This window comes from Rodentibacter mrazii, from assembly GCF_001998825.1.
Classification (GTDB): Bacteria; Pseudomonadota; Gammaproteobacteria; order Enterobacterales; family Pasteurellaceae; genus Rodentibacter; species Rodentibacter mrazii.
The window spans coordinates 1-18,251 of sequence record NZ_MLHG01000070.1; the positions used below are offsets into that span (position 1 = coordinate 1).

At 41.8% G+C, this 18,251-nt stretch carries 25 protein-coding genes; 8 read left to right on the plus strand and 17 right to left on the minus strand.

Features of this window, described 5'->3' with window-relative positions:
- The 8 genes from BKK47_RS09760 to BKK47_RS09785 form a co-directional block, all read right to left on the minus strand.
- On the minus strand, positions 1-213 hold a 213-nt coding region (locus BKK47_RS09760), incomplete at its 3' end, for a hypothetical protein (RefSeq protein WP_425271850.1).
- An 84-nt stretch (positions 214-297) separates the two neighbouring features.
- Positions 298-1,236: an ArdC family protein gene (locus BKK47_RS09765; RefSeq protein WP_077494661.1), complete on the minus strand. Its 939-nt coding sequence runs from the start codon at positions 1,234-1,236 to the stop codon at positions 298-300.
- 91 nt (positions 1,237-1,327) lie between these two features.
- Positions 1,328-2,179: a hypothetical protein gene (locus tag BKK47_RS09770; RefSeq protein ID WP_143529616.1), complete on the minus strand. Its 852-nt coding sequence runs from the start codon at positions 2,177-2,179 to the stop codon at positions 1,328-1,330.
- An 82-nt stretch (positions 2,180-2,261) separates the two neighbouring features.
- Entirely contained in the window at positions 2,262-2,414 is a 153-nt protein-coding gene (locus BKK47_RS12590) for a hypothetical protein (RefSeq protein ID WP_167366178.1), read from the minus strand.
- Positions 2,415-2,515: 101 nt separating this feature from the next.
- On the minus strand, positions 2,516-2,659 hold the full coding sequence (locus tag BKK47_RS12475) for a hypothetical protein (protein ID WP_158074764.1): 144 nt from the start codon (positions 2,657-2,659) through the stop codon (positions 2,516-2,518).
- Positions 2,656-2,907, minus strand: coding sequence for a hypothetical protein (locus tag BKK47_RS09775; RefSeq protein ID WP_077494663.1), 252 nt, complete (start codon positions 2,905-2,907; stop codon positions 2,656-2,658). Before BKK47_RS09775 ends, BKK47_RS12475 begins: the two co-directional genes overlap by 4 nt.
- Positions 2,904-3,161 carry a hypothetical protein gene (locus BKK47_RS09780; protein ID WP_244149132.1) on the minus strand — a complete coding sequence of 86 codons (258 nt, stop codon included), beginning with the start codon at positions 3,159-3,161 and terminating at the stop codon, positions 2,904-2,906. The genes BKK47_RS09775 and BKK47_RS09780 overlap by 4 nt, the downstream gene beginning before the upstream one ends.
- A 97-nt stretch (positions 3,162-3,258) precedes the next feature.
- Positions 3,259-3,627 (minus strand): hypothetical protein, encoded by a 369-nt coding sequence (locus BKK47_RS09785; RefSeq protein WP_077494664.1) that lies wholly within the window; start codon positions 3,625-3,627, stop codon positions 3,259-3,261.
- Positions 3,628-3,988: 361 nt separating this feature from the next.
- Between BKK47_RS09785 and BKK47_RS09790 the strand changes: the two genes are divergently transcribed.
- The 8 genes from BKK47_RS09790 to BKK47_RS09820 all read left to right on the plus strand — a co-directional run bounded on the left by BKK47_RS09790 (position 3,989) and on the right by BKK47_RS09820 (position 9,391).
- The gene (locus BKK47_RS09790) at positions 3,989-4,432 is read left to right on the plus strand and encodes a TIGR03757 family integrating conjugative element protein (protein WP_077494692.1); all 444 of its coding nucleotides are present in this window, start codon (positions 3,989-3,991) and stop codon (positions 4,430-4,432) included.
- 1 nt (position 4,433) lies between these two features.
- On the plus strand, positions 4,434-5,354 hold the full coding sequence (locus BKK47_RS09795) for a TIGR03756 family integrating conjugative element protein (RefSeq protein ID WP_077494665.1): 921 nt from the start codon (positions 4,434-4,436) through the stop codon (positions 5,352-5,354).
- Between the two features lie 10 nt (positions 5,355-5,364).
- Positions 5,365-7,380, plus strand: a complete 2,016-nt coding sequence (locus BKK47_RS09800) for an integrating conjugative element protein (RefSeq protein WP_077494666.1) — start codon at positions 5,365-5,367, stop codon at positions 7,378-7,380.
- A gap of 67 nt (positions 7,381-7,447) precedes the next feature.
- Entirely contained in the window at positions 7,448-7,882 is a 435-nt protein-coding gene (locus BKK47_RS09805) for a hypothetical protein (RefSeq protein WP_143529617.1), read from the plus strand.
- Positions 7,883-7,994: 112 nt separating this feature from the next.
- On the plus strand, positions 7,995-8,168 hold the full coding sequence (locus BKK47_RS12480; RefSeq protein ID WP_158074765.1) for a hypothetical protein: 174 nt from the start codon (positions 7,995-7,997) through the stop codon (positions 8,166-8,168).
- 141 nt (positions 8,169-8,309) lie between these two features.
- Positions 8,310-8,573 carry an antitoxin gene (locus BKK47_RS09810; RefSeq protein WP_077494667.1) on the plus strand — a complete coding sequence of 88 codons (264 nt, stop codon included), beginning with the start codon at positions 8,310-8,312 and terminating at the stop codon, positions 8,571-8,573.
- A complete protein-coding gene (locus BKK47_RS09815; protein ID WP_077494693.1) occupies positions 8,573-8,974 on the plus strand; it encodes a type II toxin-antitoxin system VapC family toxin in 402 nt (133 codons plus the stop codon). Before BKK47_RS09810 ends, BKK47_RS09815 begins: the two co-directional genes overlap by 1 nt.
- Positions 8,975-9,001: 27 nt before the next feature.
- Positions 9,002-9,391 carry an MreC domain-containing protein gene (locus BKK47_RS09820; protein ID WP_077494668.1) on the plus strand — a complete coding sequence of 130 codons (390 nt, stop codon included), beginning with the start codon at positions 9,002-9,004 and terminating at the stop codon, positions 9,389-9,391.
- 44 nt (positions 9,392-9,435) lie between these two features.
- Here BKK47_RS09820 and BKK47_RS09825 read toward each other — a convergent pair whose 3' ends face one another.
- The 9 genes from BKK47_RS09825 to BKK47_RS09865 are packed head-to-tail and all read right to left on the minus strand — an operon-like array spanning position 9,436 to position 18,239.
- Positions 9,436-10,965 carry a conjugal transfer protein TraG N-terminal domain-containing protein gene (locus BKK47_RS09825; RefSeq protein WP_077494669.1) on the minus strand — a complete coding sequence of 510 codons (1,530 nt, stop codon included), beginning with the start codon at positions 10,963-10,965 and terminating at the stop codon, positions 9,436-9,438.
- Between the two features lie 9 nt (positions 10,966-10,974).
- Positions 10,975-11,277, minus strand: coding sequence for a hypothetical protein (locus BKK47_RS09830; RefSeq protein ID WP_077494670.1), 303 nt, complete (start codon positions 11,275-11,277; stop codon positions 10,975-10,977).
- Entirely contained in the window at positions 11,274-11,669 is a 396-nt protein-coding gene (locus BKK47_RS09835; protein ID WP_077494671.1) for a hypothetical protein, read from the minus strand. The genes BKK47_RS09830 and BKK47_RS09835 overlap by 4 nt, the downstream gene beginning before the upstream one ends.
- Positions 11,641-14,469, minus strand: coding sequence for a conjugative transfer ATPase (locus BKK47_RS09840; protein WP_077494672.1), 2,829 nt, complete (start codon positions 14,467-14,469; stop codon positions 11,641-11,643). Before BKK47_RS09840 ends, BKK47_RS09835 begins: the two co-directional genes overlap by 29 nt.
- Entirely contained in the window at positions 14,469-14,873 is a 405-nt protein-coding gene (locus BKK47_RS09845) for a TIGR03751 family conjugal transfer lipoprotein (protein WP_077494673.1), read from the minus strand. Before BKK47_RS09845 ends, BKK47_RS09840 begins: the two co-directional genes overlap by 1 nt.
- Before the next feature lie 11 nt (positions 14,874-14,884).
- Positions 14,885-16,318 carry a TIGR03752 family integrating conjugative element protein gene (locus tag BKK47_RS09850; RefSeq protein WP_077494674.1) on the minus strand — a complete coding sequence of 478 codons (1,434 nt, stop codon included), beginning with the start codon at positions 16,316-16,318 and terminating at the stop codon, positions 14,885-14,887.
- On the minus strand, positions 16,305-17,231 hold the full coding sequence (locus BKK47_RS09855; protein ID WP_077494675.1) for a TIGR03749 family integrating conjugative element protein: 927 nt from the start codon (positions 17,229-17,231) through the stop codon (positions 16,305-16,307). Before BKK47_RS09855 ends, BKK47_RS09850 begins: the two co-directional genes overlap by 14 nt.
- Positions 17,232-17,867 (minus strand): PFL_4703 family integrating conjugative element protein, encoded by a 636-nt coding sequence (locus BKK47_RS09860; protein ID WP_077494676.1) that lies wholly within the window; start codon positions 17,865-17,867, stop codon positions 17,232-17,234.
- Positions 17,868-18,239 carry a TIGR03750 family conjugal transfer protein gene (locus BKK47_RS09865; protein ID WP_077494677.1) on the minus strand — a complete coding sequence of 124 codons (372 nt, stop codon included), beginning with the start codon at positions 18,237-18,239 and terminating at the stop codon, positions 17,868-17,870.
- Positions 18,240-18,251 lie beyond the last annotated feature (12 nt).

The window sequence follows — 18,251 nt, forward strand, 5'->3', positions numbered from 1 at the left end:
TGAAAATCGCTTGTGAACATTCATTTGGAGCAATTTGTAGTGCTCATTAAAAGTCGACGTTGTCTTTAATAATGCTTCGGGCATCGGCACTAATTGACCAAAGTCAAGATAATATTGACCTCTTTCATCAAGTGAAAAGAGCTTTTTACAAAATAGCGCCCGTTGCTCATCAAAACATTCAATAATCAGTACATTTTGACACCAATTTGGCATAGTGTAATCTCCTATTAAGTTTAAAATAGAAGGGATACACTATGCCCACAGGGATAATGTATCCCTGTTAGGGTAAATAAAACCTTAAGCGGCAAGGCTCTCTTCTTGATTGAATTTATCAATCAGATATTGCGTTGCTTCCCGTGCCTGCGAAGAGGCACGAAAAATCGCTTTCTTATCGGATTTCAATGCTTGAACCCAATGATCGATATACGCCACATTTTGCGAAATATTGTTGCAAACATTCATATGTGCACAGGTAAATGCACTAGTCAGTTCGGCAATCAATTCCTCAAAGGCATAACGTTCAGAACCAAATTTATCAAATCTGGCGACACCATCACGATCTAACCGATCTTTATGCCCGGTTGCGTGGCCACATTCGTGTAAAAGTGTGGCGTAGTAGTCGTCAGCCGTATTGAATTTTTCAAAATCCGGCATCACGATACAATCACGCTTAGGAATATAACAGGCACGATCTTGCGCTTTGTTATATAACTGCATCCCCATCTTAGCGGGTAACACGTCTAAATCTGGGCGAGGACTCATCTCTGATGAAGTTTCCGGTGCCGGAAAATCTTCATAGTATTCTTCTAGCCCATCACATTGTTCAATGTTGAACACATGATGGCCACGAATAAATACCGATGATTTCATTTTCGGTTCACCGTTTTCATCAAAAATCACATTGCCGTCATCATCTTTTTCTTCAAACTGATTTTGTTTGTAAAAGATAATGACTGTACTTTTCTCACCTGCGCGAACTTGTCCACCTAAGTGATTAGCGCCTTGAAATGTGACCCATTTACGTTGTTTGAACCCTTTTTGAAGGGAGCTCATCCAAAGTAAAAGCACGTTGATACCGGAATATTGACGCCCACTTTCGCCGTTACACGGAATCGACATTTGTGGCCAACCATTATCCCAAGGTCTTTGCCAAGGCATTGTTCCTTGTTCTAGGGCTTCCACAATTTGATTAGTAATTTGTTGGTATAAATCTTTAGGTTGAGTTTGTTTTTTCATGGCTGTTCTCCAAAGTTAAAAAGGGAACAGCCCCCACAGAGGAACTGATTCCCCTATGGGTAGGCTCACACAAGGTGAGGAAAAGGTAAAATTAAGCCACAAGCGTCAATGGTCGAATTCGACTAAACGTTTGTGAATACCAGTGAATATTTTGCTTAGCATGTTGAATCGCCTCACTAATTAATTCACTTTTATAGCCGGAATAATGATTGTCGTCAGTATCAAAAACTAGGTTGATCCAATCACTCTCACCAAGGGCTATATTCGTGCAACGATCACGCACAACAGCGTAAACTTCCGCACATTGCGAACGTTTATCAATCAATGATTGACAAAGCTGTTGAATATCTTCGTCATCTTCATAGTTGAAGAAATAAGAAAAATCCACCGGAGCAGTTATCAATTCCACGCTAAATTGGGCGGTATTAAATTGATAGACTGTTTGCTTCTCGTACGGTGTCGATTCCAAAATACTGTAACCGGCACTTTCCAATTGTCGAGATGTATCTCGAATATACCGCTCAAGATCGGTCACAAATTCATCCCAAAGGACTTGATATGTACTGACTTTCGTTCGGGGGAAATACCAGTCTTGTCGAGCTTCCGGTTCGGTAAAGAAATACAATCCATCGGACTTTGGCAGGTCAATTTCCATTGTATTAAAATGGGAATAGTGATAACCAAAGCTATTACGATAAATCGTAAAATAGCTCATATCTTCCCATTCCATTATCCTCTTAACCAATAACGAAAACATTTTCTGCTTACGTTTGGTATTAGGATAAATGTTGTTAAATAAATGGCATAAATCATCCGGATATAATTTCCCGTAAAATGCCATACCGTCACCTTGACAATGGCTTAAAGACCAGCGGATTTCCAAGTCATCCGGAAATCCGGCAGTGACTAATTGTGACGAAAAATAAGCGCGTAAAAGATCCATAATGCGTTTCTCCATAATAAAGGGAAACGCATCCCAAGGGAAAAGCGTTTCCCTTGGTGGGTAAAGGTTTTGATGATAAAGGCTATGAAATAAATTCAACCCGTACTATTTTGTCTCGGTTGTCGAACCCGATTATTGAGCCTATCGCATAATAGGCGCGGATATCATTTTCAGTGCCTTTAATTCGAGTGATGACGTGATCACCACTCTCAAAGGTAATTTTAACTGTTTGCATAACGTGCTCCTAATGAGAGGGAACACGCCCTTTTGGGAACATATTCCCAATCGGGTAAATAAAAACCTTAATAGCATAACTATTAAGGTTTTAAGGTGAAATCATTTAGATCCGAGCTTCTTCGGGATGTTTGATTGCGGTTTTTTACCCGTAATTTCATCCCAATTTGCCCAATATACCAGACCAACAAAAATACCGGATATGAGCGTAAGCGAACCTAACATAAAGAAAAGTGGCCAGTTCATTTCGCATCTCCTTGATCATTTTTCGATTTGATATCAGCAGAATAAGCACATAGATGTCCTATTATCCACATAACCAAACCGAAAAGAAAGAGAAGAATGCCTTCAAGGAAAGAGATATTATCCGAGGGTAAAATAACCCCGACAATGCCAATTCCCATCAAGTAAGCGACCTTGGGTAAATCATCGCTCAAACGAAGAAGTGTTACTGGCTGCAACTGATGCAATGTTGATTTCAGCTTATCTCTCATTGCCTTCTTCCTCCGGAAACTAACAAGGTATTTTCATCTTTCTGAGTCACCTCTAAAAAACGAAAATGTGAACCATGTTTTGCCGGCATTTTTTGCAAAAATCTGACCGCACTTTCACCTGGTTGACGGGCATTCCACACTTCCTTTGCTTTCTGCGTAATTTCATCAGCTAAGGCTTGGTGTGGCTTAATCCCGGGTTGTTGATATTTCGGCATATAATCTCCGATTGCCGAGAGTAAAATCTGTACCCTCATTGTGTTTCTCCTCTCACTTATCGGGGAAACACAATCTTCCTTTCCGGGGAAATGTGTTTCCCCAAAGGAAATAGCAACCTAACTCAAAGGTTAATCTTTAGTAATACCAAAACAATATCGCAATAGAGATTGCCCCCATCAATAACCCGATTAAGGTCATTGAAATAGTGACTTTTAAGTGACGGCGTTTAAGCCGCGCAACCTCTTCACAATGAGAGAGTTCTTGTTGTTGATGCAACATATCATGGAATTCGGCTTGCTCAGCTAAATGCTCAGCTAAACGTTGCTCAACATCGTTTTCGATGCTGTGATGGATAGCTTGGCTAAGCCCCGACAATTTATGTCGCGTCGCAACGACGGCTTTACCCAACCCTAGTCCAAGAAAATAGGAAAGGGATTTTTTAGGCTTCTCAGTTTGTTGCGGTTTTTCAGATGTAAAAGGATCAAAAGGAAGTGAATTGCTCATAATTGAGTTCTCCATTGAAGTTAAAAAGACGTTCGAGGAGAAATGCCCCGCAGGGACAATTTTTCCCTGAACAGGTTAGGATTAAGATACATTCCCAGTCTAACGACTGAACCCTCTTTCAGAATGCTGAGGATATTTCGGCTAATTCGAACACAACTACCACGTCGGGCTAGTCCGTTGCTTCTCAAGTGTTCTACAACTTATAAGGGCTACAAAGTAGCGACTTAATAGCCCTATCATACCTCATTTCTTGCTGTTTATTTGCACAATAATTGTTTCTATCTTAAAGAGAATTAAGCATTTAGTTCAGTATAGAAGTTCGTTAATGTGGGGATATTTATCTTTATTTTGGAAAAATGAAATGTTCAAGCGAATAGCGACCTTATCCCTCTTAGTTAGCCCACCTATTTTTGCGGAACAAATACCATCAGAGGTACAAATTTCCGTATTTAGCACGACGGCGTATCCCATTCAAAACGCCCAACTGGCTCATGCCATACACTACCTAGACGGTGTCGAGCAATGGGAAGCCCGCTTTAGCCGAACATTGCCCTCTAATCCCGCACAAGCCGAACACCAAGCTAAAGCCCTATTTGAGGCACCGGAAACACAGAATCGGCTTAGAGAATTGCACCAAACCTACCAGAATGTCATTGTCGGTTGGCAAAACGGTATCCGTAAAGTGCCCGCCGTATTGTTTGAACACCCGACACTCGGAAAAGGCGTGGTATATGGTGAAAACGACGTACAAAAAGCAATTTCATACTGGGAAAACTGGCTAAATCAACAAAAAAGAGAGGAATAACATGACATTTAAAATACCTCGGAAATTGACCGCACTTTGTGCTGCGCTAACCTTTGGCACAACCGCACAAGGCAATATTAATACTGCCACAATTATGACATCAAGCGCCTCGCCAAGTTGCTTGGAATATAAAGTTGTCGGTACCTGTTTTTGGTTATTTTGCACTTATTTCGGTTGCAAAGTGAGAACCTCAATCAAAGTGCGGCACTTTTTACCGGAAATGGTCGTGTCTGCTTATAACCACGACGGGCAAAATCCGTGGTCAGAAATGAATATAGTATCTCAAGGTGTAAAAGGTGGCGAGTATCGTTCACCGCAAAAAAATTACAGCCAACTTACCTTCAAAAATGCCACTGCACTCGGTCACCCGCAAGGTGCTATATCCGGCTTACTGAAGAGCACCGGCTACTATTGCCAAAGTCAAACTACGCCTTTTGTACCTTATTTCTTAAGCAGTCTTGATTATTTTGCTTGGCGACAAAACTTGCCGGAAATGTTTTATCCGGAAGCCCTGACACCGGGAATGAGGGAAGTTCGCTCCGGAGCTGATACTTGGGGCAATATTTTCCCTCGCGGCGGTGCCGTAACCCAAGTACACGATTACAAGGCGTCAGCGGTGATTGCACAACGGGTTGCCGATATCGTCAGCCGTAACGGGCAATTACATATCTATCAACCGGCGGCGAGAACGGGCGGTGCCGGCACTTGGTATCCGGCCCCGGTAAAAGAAGGTAATGCAAAAAATCATAAATGGCAACAATTATTCCCTGAAATGAAACAATCTTGTAGTGCCTTCCCGGATGCGCCGCCTGCAATGTTATCGGAAAAAGGCAATTATGCCTGGGCATTATGGCGTCCTTACAAATGTTGTAAACGTCGCGGCCAAACTTTTTTATACAGTATTGATTGGTATAACGAATAAAGGATAAACAATGAAACCGCTTAAGAAAATCAGTTTTGCCGTACTGCTTGCACTTTACACATCAACGGCGTACTCGGCAGATTCTATTTTAGACAAAATCCAATTTAATAAATCGGATTCGGTATTATCCGACCAGATTTTTTATCAGATCGGCGGCGGCGTAGGTTATATGACGCCTCCAACCCGGGCTAAATCACTAAAAGCCGTTGAGTTTGGTATTGGCTGGAAAGCGAATCTGACGTGTGGGAATTTTGATATTAAAACCACCGTAAAAAACCAATTAAACGGACTAACGGAAGGCTTTAAAGATTTAATGGGTAATGTCATTGAATCAGCAAAAGGGGCTGTCGCCAGTCTTCCGGCGATGATTATTCAACGAGCAAACCCACAACTCTATGATCTACTAACAAATGGTGTGTATCAAGGACGAATTGATTTTAATCGACTGAAAACCAGTTGTGAGGCAATGTCAAAACAACTTGCCGATTACACATTAAATGGCCGTTGGTCAAAATCAGCCGATTTAGAAAATTATAAGGATATTGTCGCCGCTGAGCCGGATGCGCAAAAAGCACAGAAAAAAGCTGAAGATAACAAAGGCAAAAAGGGAAAAGATTGGGTTGGAGGACAAAAGAAAGGCGGTGAGAACCAGAATCCTATTAAGCTAATTGAAGACGTAGCCAAAGCCGGTTATAACCTACTCAATAATCGTAATGCATTAGATGAGAAAACGATTGCTAGCAAAGATTGTGATGGTGCAACCTGTCAAATGTTTGATTCTCCACAGAAAGTCTCTGACTTCTTAACGCGTATTATTGGAGAACAATCTATTTCCACTTGTACGGAAGATTGCGGCCCTAAAACCAGTTCAAAAGCCGGTGTTGGACTGGCTCCGGCGATTGAGGAAGAAAATGTCCGTACGGTCGAAAAACTCGAACAAGTGCTCAATATGGATACTCCCACACCACAACTTTTAGGGGAATTAAGCTCAAATACCATCCCGGTTACGCGCGGACTCATTGAGACGTTGCGCGAAGATCCGGATGTAGATGTGTTAAGCCAACGCCTCTCTGCTGAGATTGCTACCGCTAAAGTGATGGAGAAAATGCTATTGGCTCGTCGCGCTATTCTTGCCGGAATGCGTGAGCCTTATGTAGCCGCTGACCAAGTTGCACAAGAAGAGCTTGAAAAAGTGCTGAATAAAATTGACCTAGAAATATCCCAAGTCAAATTAGAAATGGATATGCAGAAAGCCATTACCAGCAATACTGCATCTGTGATCTTCAATAACAAATTCAACCGCGAAGCGAATACGGGCCATTACGGTACCACTTTCGATAATGTAGATAAACGCGTCAATGATCTCGCTTACGGCACACCGAATGCTGAAGAGCATCAGGAAGCCGGTGATATTGCATTAAATCGCAGAAATATCACATTAAATATTCCAACCGTCAATAATGTGTCAGCCTATAAACCAACATATGGCAGTGGTAGTAATGGGCAAGGTGGAAATTACAATGCCGGCAAGTATGGCACGATTGCACCAATTAATGGCTCATCTCTTGAGCAAGCCTCCGGATTACTCAAACAGTTCGAAGGCTTCAGCAGTAAAACTTACTGGGATGTCAATGCACATCGCGCCGGGTACGGTTCCGATACTATTACCAAAGCAGACGGCACCGTGGTAAAAATTCGACCGGGAATGACGGTATCCCGCGAAGATGCTGAACGCGATTTAGCCCGCAGAACAAGGGAATTTGCCAACACGGCCAGAAAAAATGTGTCGGCTGAAACCTGGGATAAATTACCGCCGAACGCTCAAGCCGCATTGACCTCCATTGCGTATAACTATGGCTCTCTCGGCAACTTAAAATCAGTAGTTGATGCTGCTAACGCTTCGGCAAAATCTGGTGATATGACCGCACTTGCTAATGCGGTAAGACGTTTACAACATCACAATAACGGCGTAAACGCCAAACGCCGGAATCAAGAAGCCGACTATATTATGAACAAAACCGGTTAAAAAATATCGCACTTTTAACCATATCTTGGTACATTATGATTGAAATCACCCCAACACAGGAGTTCTTATGCGTAAACTTGTTATTCCAAGCTTAATTTTGACCGCACTTTTATCAACAAACGCCTTTGCGGCCAATGAAAAAGATGTAATTTTTTCCTGTACGGCAACGGATGGGAAACCATTAACGGTAAAAAAAGTAGGCAATGATTATGAATATCGCCACGGTCAATTTAGCTTTAAAAACCCAATTAACCAGGTTGTGGCCAACAGTAATTCGGAAATTGCGGTCGGCTCCGGCTTTGTTACCTACACAATGGAACTCAAACATCAAGATAAATCCTACCAAGTCGGCTTTCTTCAAGCACGTGGCAGTAAAACGATTGAAGAGCCTGGTGTCAGTATCTACAAAGGGGAAGAATATCACAGCTCGGTCGGTTGCAGCTTAACCAAACCGATTACGCAAAACGTTGACTCAACAAAAATTCGCCGGACAGGTTTATAAATACTCGGTGTAAATATCATAATAAAAATAGAACATACCATAGCTTTATGTTCTATTTTTTATGGTATATCATTTATTGGTAAAATCTAATTAAGTATCTCAGAGGTAGATTATGGTTTATAAGGAAGAACATAACCAGGGTGAAAATGTCGCACAACTCGCAAAACAAAAAGCCATTGAAATCCTTCAAAGTCTAAAACCCACAAAAGATGTTCCATCTCAAGATGAATTAGATCGAATGATTGATAATGAAAGAAGATCATTATCCTATAATCACAATGTCTAATTACGCACTCAAAACACCATATATTTCTGTTTAAATCCTTTCTTTTTCTCCTCCAAAATATATTTAAGAAATTGCTTGCTTTATAAACAAATAAAGCCTATGCTAAAGCATATTATATTTAAACCAAGTGGAGACAGAAAAATGGAACGAGTTGCAAGCCTGTTCAAAAATGGCCGAAGTCAAGCGGTCAGATTACCTGTTGATTTTGAGTTTAATGCGAAGCAAATTTATATCCGCAAAGAAGCAAATGGTGATGTTGTTTTATCAATGCGCTCACAACAACAATCTTCTTGGGATAAAATGTGGTCAGCCTTAGATAACCTTGATACCGTTGATTTTTTAACACCTGAAGAACGTCGCCAGGAACTATCTGTTCGAGATCCCTTTGAAGGAATCAACCTATGATGTATATGCTTGATACCAATACAGTAAGTGATATTGTCCGCAAAGATCCCAATGTTATTAGGCAGCTTAAATCTCTTTCTCCAGAAAGTATTTGTATTTCGGGAATTACGGCGGCAGAGATCATTTATGGATTGGAAAAGCGACAAAGTACCAAATTAAACCAAGTGATGTACCCATTTTTAGAGGTCGTAACCATTAATGATTGGCATTATGGTGTCGCACAATGTTACGGTAAATTGCGTGCTAAGATGGAAAAACAAGGTTTTGTAATGGGAGCCTTAGACCTTATGATCGCTGCACACGCTGTTTCAGAGAATTGCACGTTAGTGACTAGCGACAACGCCTTTAAAATGGTTCCTGATCTAATTATTCAAAATTGGCGAGAAGAGCACAATATATAAGATTCATTATTTATCTAGGAGGCTAAAATGACCTTTTCAGAAAAAATAGGCTATAAAGTTGGAAGTGCGGTTGTAAAATTTAAACATTGGAAAACTCCTATCCTTGTTAAAATTATTAGTGTTTTTGCTGTATTAGCAGTACTATTTTTTACCTTTTTTGACTATCGTAATGAGGGAATGTATCAGGGAATTTATATTAGTAGTTTAGGTCAATATATCATATGGGGATTAGCCCTTTTCATCATATTTAAATTCAGAGAGCAGATTGCAGAATTTTTCGAGTCTCCAGAAGCTTATCACCTCAGACATTTAAGAAAAGAAGTTCGTGATTTAAAAAATGAATTAAAAGAAAAACAAACCAAGGATAAAGTAATAAGAGATATATGTTCCGGAGTTTATAACGAACATAAATATTAAATATAAGACCTATTTCTATCCCATTAAAAATAGGTCTTTAAATTCTATTTTAATACTTTACTCTTACCATAACTTGTAGCAACGTCAGTTGCAATATTTCCAGCTTTTTCTCCCGCTTGCTGTACTTGCTTAGAACCTTTAGTAAAGCTATCTGCTAGACCGCCTAAATTGAACCCAGCCCAAGACATTGACGCAATCCAAACACCCGGCAATATCAAGAACATCATACCCAACACAAAACTCATAATCAGATCGTCCCGGTCATTTTGCAGGAAATTCCAGTTCACTAACGACTCCGTAGTGTGTCCCGGTGAATTGTACAAGATAGTAATAAAAAACGAATCCAGCCATCGGGCCAACTCCCACCAGAATGATGTCGTGACTAATGCAAATTGCACAAATATCAGTGTCACAATCGTTTTCAATGAATAACCGCTGAAAATCGTCACCACCGGCGTTAAAATAATCACGGCCATAATCAGCAGGGCTTGTATCATCGGCAATGAATTTCGCATTGCATCAAATCCCGGATAAGCTACTAAACTACCGGCGGCAACGCCAATACTCGATACAGCGGATGTGGTGTTATTAAGGAACGTAGGATCTAAGCTTCCCCCGTATCCGGCATAAACTTTCCCCCGGGAGATACTGATATTCTCCGGGCGCAACAAAGTGCGTAATAGTGCTTCATCTTGAATATTGGCATTAGTAAACATATCGCTCAATTTCGCCGATAAATTCTGCCTCATATCCGACAACAGCATATCTTTTAAGCCGACTTGAGCGTCCGACCACCATTGATCACAACGTGGGAATCCGCCCTCCCCTGTGTTAGGTAAACCCTGATCTCGATTCTTATCATACTCCCAGCGTTTCATTGGCTGCATAGCCCGGTAACGGGGATAAAGCTCGCTGTTCGAGATGAGGATTTTTCCGCCCAACCATTCTACCTCTCTCGCTTGCGCCGTATTCATTGAAACTTGGCTTTCTTGCAACTTGCGTCTTGAGGGCAAATAGCATTGTTGCACAAATTGCCGCACCTCCGTGAGTAAGGCCGGATTATTGATTTTCTCGTGTTGCACTTCAAATCGAATTTGGCGTAAATCCGGCTTACACGGAATCGTCGACACCGCGCCGTGCAAAATACCTTTATTGATAGCGTGTACCAAGCCCCATAGTAGCGGCACTTTCGCCTGTTTATCAGCAAACTCACTGACCATATTAGAATAGCCAGTTTGTTGTGGCGCAAGTGGCACTTTGTAGCCACATTGTTTCGAACGATCGACGTGGTAGGCTAAATTATTCAGCGAGATCGGCAACATCGGAGCAAGTGTCAACACAATAACAAACATCGCCGGAAAGAATTGAATACTGAGCCAGTCGATCAATAAATCCCCTTTATTGCCTTCATCCGCGCCTTGTTTTTTCACATCGAGCCAGGTTTTAATAAGCATTCCAATGAGCGGCGCAATAAATAACCCGGTGCTAACAAGTAGCCCAAATAACCCATTATTGATAATCCAACCCAGTAACGTCAGAAAATATTCAAGATAACTATCTACATTAAAGGTCATTTCCCCTCCCTATAACCGATAGAGCAAATTCAACCCCTCATTGAGGGCAAAAGCCAACACAATTAAAACGATGGCTTTGCGTGGCAAAGGTGAGCTTGAACGTTGCAGAAAATAAAGTAATATGCCACCCCCCATATAAACAAAGAGCCTAAATAACAACCAATAATTAGCCGTTGTCCTAAACCAATCATTCAAATTAATGCCGGGTAAATAGGTGACAAATACCACGCTACAAGCTAAGAGGGCCAAAAAGCCTAAAACACCGGCTAAAAGTGCGGTCAATATTTTGCGTTTTTTGGAAGGGCGGCTCATTCTTTACCCCCGAATATCCCATTGGGTATCGTTGGTTGAATATTGAGTTTGTCGGCAATCGCATAAGCCAACCAAAACGCATCGACATCATCTTTCACGTTCATTGAAAGCCGAATTGCATTAATATCATTGATAAATTGATAATAACCGCCGATATTCAGCAATAAATAGGTCGTCGCTTTCTCACCGGTAATTTTGATGTTCCAGGCCCGTTGCTTAAACACTCGATGTGGATAGAGGATATAATGTTGAATAGTGCCTACACGTTCCACAATCTCTTCACAAAGTTGATTCAAATCCGTTAAAACTGCCTCAAGATTAAACGGTTGGCTAATTGGGTCAGCCTTAAATAACGGGCAAATATCAGGCTGCTTGTTGATAGCTTTCGTCATTTGCAATCCCCCTTGCCTTATCAATTTGTTTTGCCATAATCAACGCTGCATCAAGCTCACTACATTGATGTTCAGCCATTATTGCTCGTCGTTGTGCTTTTTCGTGTTTTTCCGTCATTCCTAACGCTAAGTAGATACTCGGTGGCACAACCCTGAATAAAGCTTCCATTCGAGTTGATAACACCACGCCCTCGGTATATTTCTTATCCGCTTTCTTCGCGGATAACAACATCAATTTCTGAGCTTCAGACAGCCGACGGAAACGGTTAACTTCCTCGATCTCATCATTGGTTAAATTGAGCAGCTCCCACCATTCCAACATACTGAGTAACTTACTGGCCTCTTTCGGGAAGTCATCCATATTTTGGGTGGCCAACCATAACCAAATCCCCAATTTACGCCACATTTTAGAGCCCTTAACCAAGAATTTAGCTAATAAAGGGTTAACTGTAATAATGTGCGATTCATCCGTCACATTGACGATAGGACGGAAACTATGTTGATATTTTTCGCCCAGACTGTTGATGTGATTGATTAATGAAATATAGGCAATAGCAAGCTCCGCTTCATAGCCTTCGCGAGCAAACATCGCTAAATCCACTAACGTAATATCTGCTTCCGGCCAAATGTCTCCTTCCCGGTTAAAGAATCGCCCATTTACCCCGCTGCAGAACATATCCATCGCCTCAGCCATTTCAGCCAATCTTGCCCGACGTGCTTCCCGGGTATCCGGATGTTTGCTTAATGCCTCAAGTGCAGCTTTTACATCGCCGGTTAAGGTCTGCCGCCCTTCTGCATAGGTTTTCTCTGCGGCCATCATAATGGCACGACGAATCTGTGCACGGTCAGCGCGACTCATTTTCTCATCTTCTTTGGCTTCACCGCCGGTGATCATTAAACGAGCGGTCAACTCCATCTCAGCTAACAAATCCCTTTGTTCATTGCCATTTTCGACCTCCTCCTCTTCATCGTCATCCATCACATTTTCAATATCTACCTCCATTGATAAGAGTTTATGAGCTTCTGAAAATAACGGTAAGACAATATTACTGCTTGGTTCTAATGACACGCGATTGACCGTTAAACCATACCGCTGAGCATAATCGGCAAACAAACCAAAGGAATTACCCGCTTCAACAACAAATAAACGTGGTCTATGAATTGCCATCAACTGTGCCATTTGTGCATTCAATGTGGCTGACTTCCCCGAACCTGTCGGTCCTAATAGCAATTTATGCGCATTTTTAGCCCGGTCTTTCGGGTTGAGCGGGTCAAAATCCAACGGCGAGCCGCCTCGGTTAAAATACGTAATGCCGGGATGTCCGGTGCCGGTTTCCCGACCAAATACCGGCAACATATTGGCCAGATGCTGCACAAAATAATATTTGGTGTAATAATGGGTTTTCATATCCTGTTGAGGATTGAAATTCATTGGCAACCAACGTAAATAACTGTTAAGCGGAGCAATTTCCGCATTTTCTTTGACAGGCACCAAATTATTACTGAGTAAAATCGTTCTGAGCTCTCGGGAACGCTTTTTCAGCTCCTTCTCATCTTTCCCATGTATATAGAATGCGAGACTGCCTTGATAGAGCTTATGCCCATCTTTCAGATACGACATTACGGTTTTCACATCTTGTTTGAGATAAACCGACTCGTAATTTTCACCGACCGCTCGACTACTGATTTTTTCCAGATGGCTTTCTAGTTTATCTTGCGGATAGATAACGATAGTCGTTGCCATAATCGTGGATTCTGGCAATAAATCAAACAGAGCATTAATGTTTTTCCCCCGTTTGACTTCGCCGGTAAAATGCCCGATTGCTGGATTATTACGTAGATTATCGACCACAACCACTTCGTGCGGTAAGCCGTCAAAATACCAGTAATTATTTTTACTTTCCGGTTCGTTATAAAACAGATTTTCACTAAAATCATGACCGAAAAACGGCAACTCACCATCGGTAATTGGTTGATGCAATTTGTCATAGCAAACACTATTTTCCAAATTAAAATAAGCAGACGGATTCGGATTAAACCAACGTAGTAACCATTGATGAAGCTGCTCACCATTTTGTCGAGTGAGCTGAAGACCAGCGGTCGTTAATGCCCCAACAATCCGCTCACAAGCATTATTTAATGATTCAATCGCACTGTGTTCTTCATTTTTCTCCACATAGCGATAAATCACCATCCGTGTCCGACGAATACGACCAGCCCAAATGGTATTGGTAATTTGATCGTCAACGAACAACCCACCCGGTTTACTGATATCTTTTAGGTGCTTTTCCGTATTTTTTAGCCATTCTTGCGTAAATGCGGTTGCTTGAATTTCTGGTGCAATATAATCTTTCAATTGCTCGACATAAGATCGCAAATCTTTTTCATCTTGACAGTAGAATTGCACTACATACGGATAAGTATCCAGTTCATCAAAACTGTCTTGGATTGCATCCTTAACTAACCCTCGAATCCGGCTTAAATATTCTTCACTACGCCCTTCGGTACCGATAGGTTTTAAATCAAAGACAACACCGACACTGCGTCCATCATCTAACAACATTACCCCTTCTTGTGCTAAATACTCACCCCACGGCAAGTGATCGACAAAAGAGGGCTGTTTACCGTATAACCGTTTATGGTGTGCTACTTGTGTGAGTTTCCCACTCCGTTTCACTGTCTCATAGCTGATCACATCATCGGTATTCGGTTCAATATTTGCACGTTGCTCCGGTTTTTTAGCGGACTTATCTGTTTTATCCGGAAAGAAAGAAGACAATACATCTTGCACCAATCCCATTATAACCCCCTTGTCCGCTCACCCGGCTGGGCATACTGCACCCGACTATAAAATGGGATGACTGTCGAATAACCGGGTATCGGCATCGGTTCGCCACTAGCAGATAAATGCGGATAGACATACATAATTAAATCTGGATTAGGCAATTGCGGAAACAGATTTTTAATTTCATTTTCAGAGGTTCGAGTATAGCTTTGCTGTTCTCTGACAGAAACATAGCTCACTGGATCAATGCGACGATTATTACCATCTCGATAGACCTGCAATTGTCCATCGCTACTTCCTTTATTCCAAATATCCCGCATTGTTTCATTACCTGTTGGTAAGAGTTCTTTTTGTGAGGTTGAACAAGCAGATAGTAAGAAAGCGAAGCCGATAAGACTTAATAGTGTGGTTTTCTTCATTGTATTATTCCTTAATCAAGCTGAGATGAACGGGACAATTGACTGTATTTCACTTTTCGACCCATGCGGTCGTAATCAATTTCAATTGCTTTATCAATATGGATGGCAACGGGATGACCCGGTGGCACATAAACAGCATCAAAATTTTGCCCATAGCGCTCTTTAAACCAGTTTGCTGTTTCTTGAATTCCCTGACCGAGTGCCTGACCAACCACATATTTACCTTGTTGCCCGGTAACCGCCCCTACAACTGCATTACCATCCACTACTGTAGTTGTTTGTGCTTGAGAATAGCCTTGTGCAGCCGCACCCGCCGCAGCTAACAAGAAATGCGTACCTAAATATTCCGGTGCATTGGTTTTTCTCTCTCCCGGTACACAAGGGATACCGTGCGGATCAGAAAGCCAACCGATTTTATCTGTCCCTTTGCCACTCGTGACAATACGCCCATCACGAAATACAAAAGTCATACTTTTGATATCTCCTCGTACGCAAGATAACGTCCAATCGCCGGTCGCCGTACCCGAGACAATTGCCTCTTCAATATCGGGTAATTCAACTCCATTTGCGATTAAATTATCGCGCCCGATAATCACTTTAAATGGATAAGGATCATTGACCGAATTACCAACTGGAACACGACCTATAAGCGCAGTCATTGAGGTTGAACCCATTAATGTTGAATTTTCAGGAACGGTATAGGTAGGCGTTTTATTTTTAGTTCCAGATGAGCGGGATAGCGTCGAACTTGAATTCGTTATATCTTCATCACTGCCTTGAACAAACGGTAATCCTTTTTTTCCAGAGGTGTAACCGCTTGATGTATTATTACTCGGAAAACCAATTTTAGTCGGATTACGTTCATCCAGAATTTGGTCATCGGGGCTTATCCACTCTACTGCATTTTCATCAAGAGAAACTGAAGCCCCCTTCGGGGTCATCCCCCCAATAGGTAACGGCTCCGCCTGCCCGAGACCAATGCCATTTGGCTGTTTTTCTTCCGGTGAAGGTGTCACCTGAACGACTTGCGGTTGCCCCTGTGCTAAATGAGCAATCTCGCTTTTTAGCATTGCGACCATATCTTGTAGTTCTTGGGTTTTAGCTTGAACGGCATCATCGACTTGTTGCTGCACATTTTGCTCACGTTTGCGAAGATCTTCGTTTTCCCGAATGATTTTTTCATTCTGAGAAATCACTCTCTCGTAACGGCGGTTACCTTCTTTCGCTGCTCCAATTAACGTACGCACCGTATCATTTTTGGTATCACCTTCCAGCCCCAATTGACGAATTTCTTCTGGAGTTAAATCTTTGAGTGCGGTATCTAGTACACTGTTTTTTTGAGATTTAGCTGATGAGGAAAAATCCGCAAATAAGAGATAAGATGCCCCCCCGACCATCAGGGTAATAATCAATCCAATGACAATAAACATTTTATTGGCTTTCATTTACGCCCCCTTTTGGTGATGACATAGGTACAGTACCTTCAATAACTTTTTTCACTACAATTTTGGTCGTTTTCTTCAGTTTTTTCGGTGCAGCATAGGGTTTTGTTTCCGGAATCAGGGCTTTATTCGGATAACCTTCCGTGACTAAATAAACGGTCGTAGTATCCTCCGTTGCCCCTGTTCCTCCTAACCAATTGTGTTGGAATGTCGCAGCATAAAAACGCCCTTGTAACTCTCTTGGGTCCAGTTCTAGTCGTTGTGAGCCGCGATTTTGCAAACGAATAGCTGTCACAATATAATCATCCAACTGCCAACTCATTAGAGGCGTCGCATTGATCGGCAATGCCGGCAATAAGGTAGTAATTTTTGCTGGGAGTCGATGGGCGACTTGACGAACACCGGGTAGTGGCTCAACAGTACGCAAAGGAGCATAGAGCATTTGTGCAGCATAACGAGTCAGTGCTGCTGGAATAGGTAGTTGCGGTGTCGGATTGTCAGGTTGCTCGTCTGCTATATCATCTTGGTTAAAACTGCCGGACTGATTTTCAAGTTTACCTTCGTAAACTAATCGAATGGTTTCTTCCGGATTGGAGACTTTTTCTTTTGCAGCCACATCAAGTAAAATGATTTCGTGGGTTTCCATATCTTTAAGTTGCAAGCGTGTTGTTGGAAAAGCTTCCAAGGCTTTGATATAAACCGCCCCGCCGGTTGATTGCAGACGTAGCTTGCCGTCAAGGGTTCTTGGGTAACCGATTTTGACATTTCTATCGACTAAAATGACACGCTCTTTTTCTACTTGTAAATCTATCGGTAATGGCATTCTTTGCCACTTCATTAAAACATCAGCGTGTGCGGTCAAGGCATAGCTGCCAAGTAAAAGTGCGGTCAAATTTCTGGCTATTTTATGTTTCATCTATTTTTTCTCCTCTTCCTTACTCTCTAAACGTAATGGAATCGAGGTATAACAGTTAAACCCGAGTCCCCACGGATTACGTTGTGAATCCACATCCATCCGTACAATATTGATTGGAAAACGAGTCAATACTCGTTTCACCGGTTCGTCTTTATAATATTCATCCACGCTCAAATCTAAATTGACCGTCCAACTATCTTGATTATGGATAATTACCCGCTCCTCACTAAAACCTCGTCCTGGTATTTCATAAACACCCCGCACACGATCACGCAATTCACTATGACGTTGACGATCTTCATAATCTTTTAGCAAAAAGGCTTCGCAAGAGGGGGTTAAAAAGGGTTTCAGTGCTGTAATATTTTTTTCATAATCGTGCGTGCCATCTAAGGTCCAACGATTCAGCTGCTGAAAGGTTTGGTAAGCAAAGGCATAAACCGTCGAAGTCGGTACTTCCCACCAAGGGCGTTGACTACCGGCTCTTAAATCCGGCGGTAACAAAATTTTTAATGTACTTGGAAAGGTATAAATGACAAAAAGCAGACCAAAGCAAAGGGTTGTAATGCAAATAATCGAAATTTTTGCGACAGTTAGCTGGCGATCTTTATGTTTGAGTGCATTTTTTAATCTACTCATTTAAAATAGTCCTTTTGAAGAACGGCGTGTCGCCCAAAAGCCCTCACGCCGAATAAATTTATTGCCGCCTAAAAGCGAATCAATACGTTCTTCAATAAGGCGGTTTAAGTAGGCTTCGGGTTTGCCCCTCTTAATGGCTGCCACAATACCTTTACCAATTAAAATAGTTACGATACAGAGCAACATTGCCATTGCAGGTATGAGTAGCCAGAAATCGGTTAATACCCAAAATATGAGACCAATAACCAGACCAAATACAAATCCTAATCCAGCTGATATACCGAACTCACTTACAGTCATACCACCAAAAACTGTGGCTTCACGATTAAGACGAGTAGGAAGAAAAGGAATGGTTTTATCTTGTTCTGACATATTGGCCTCCAA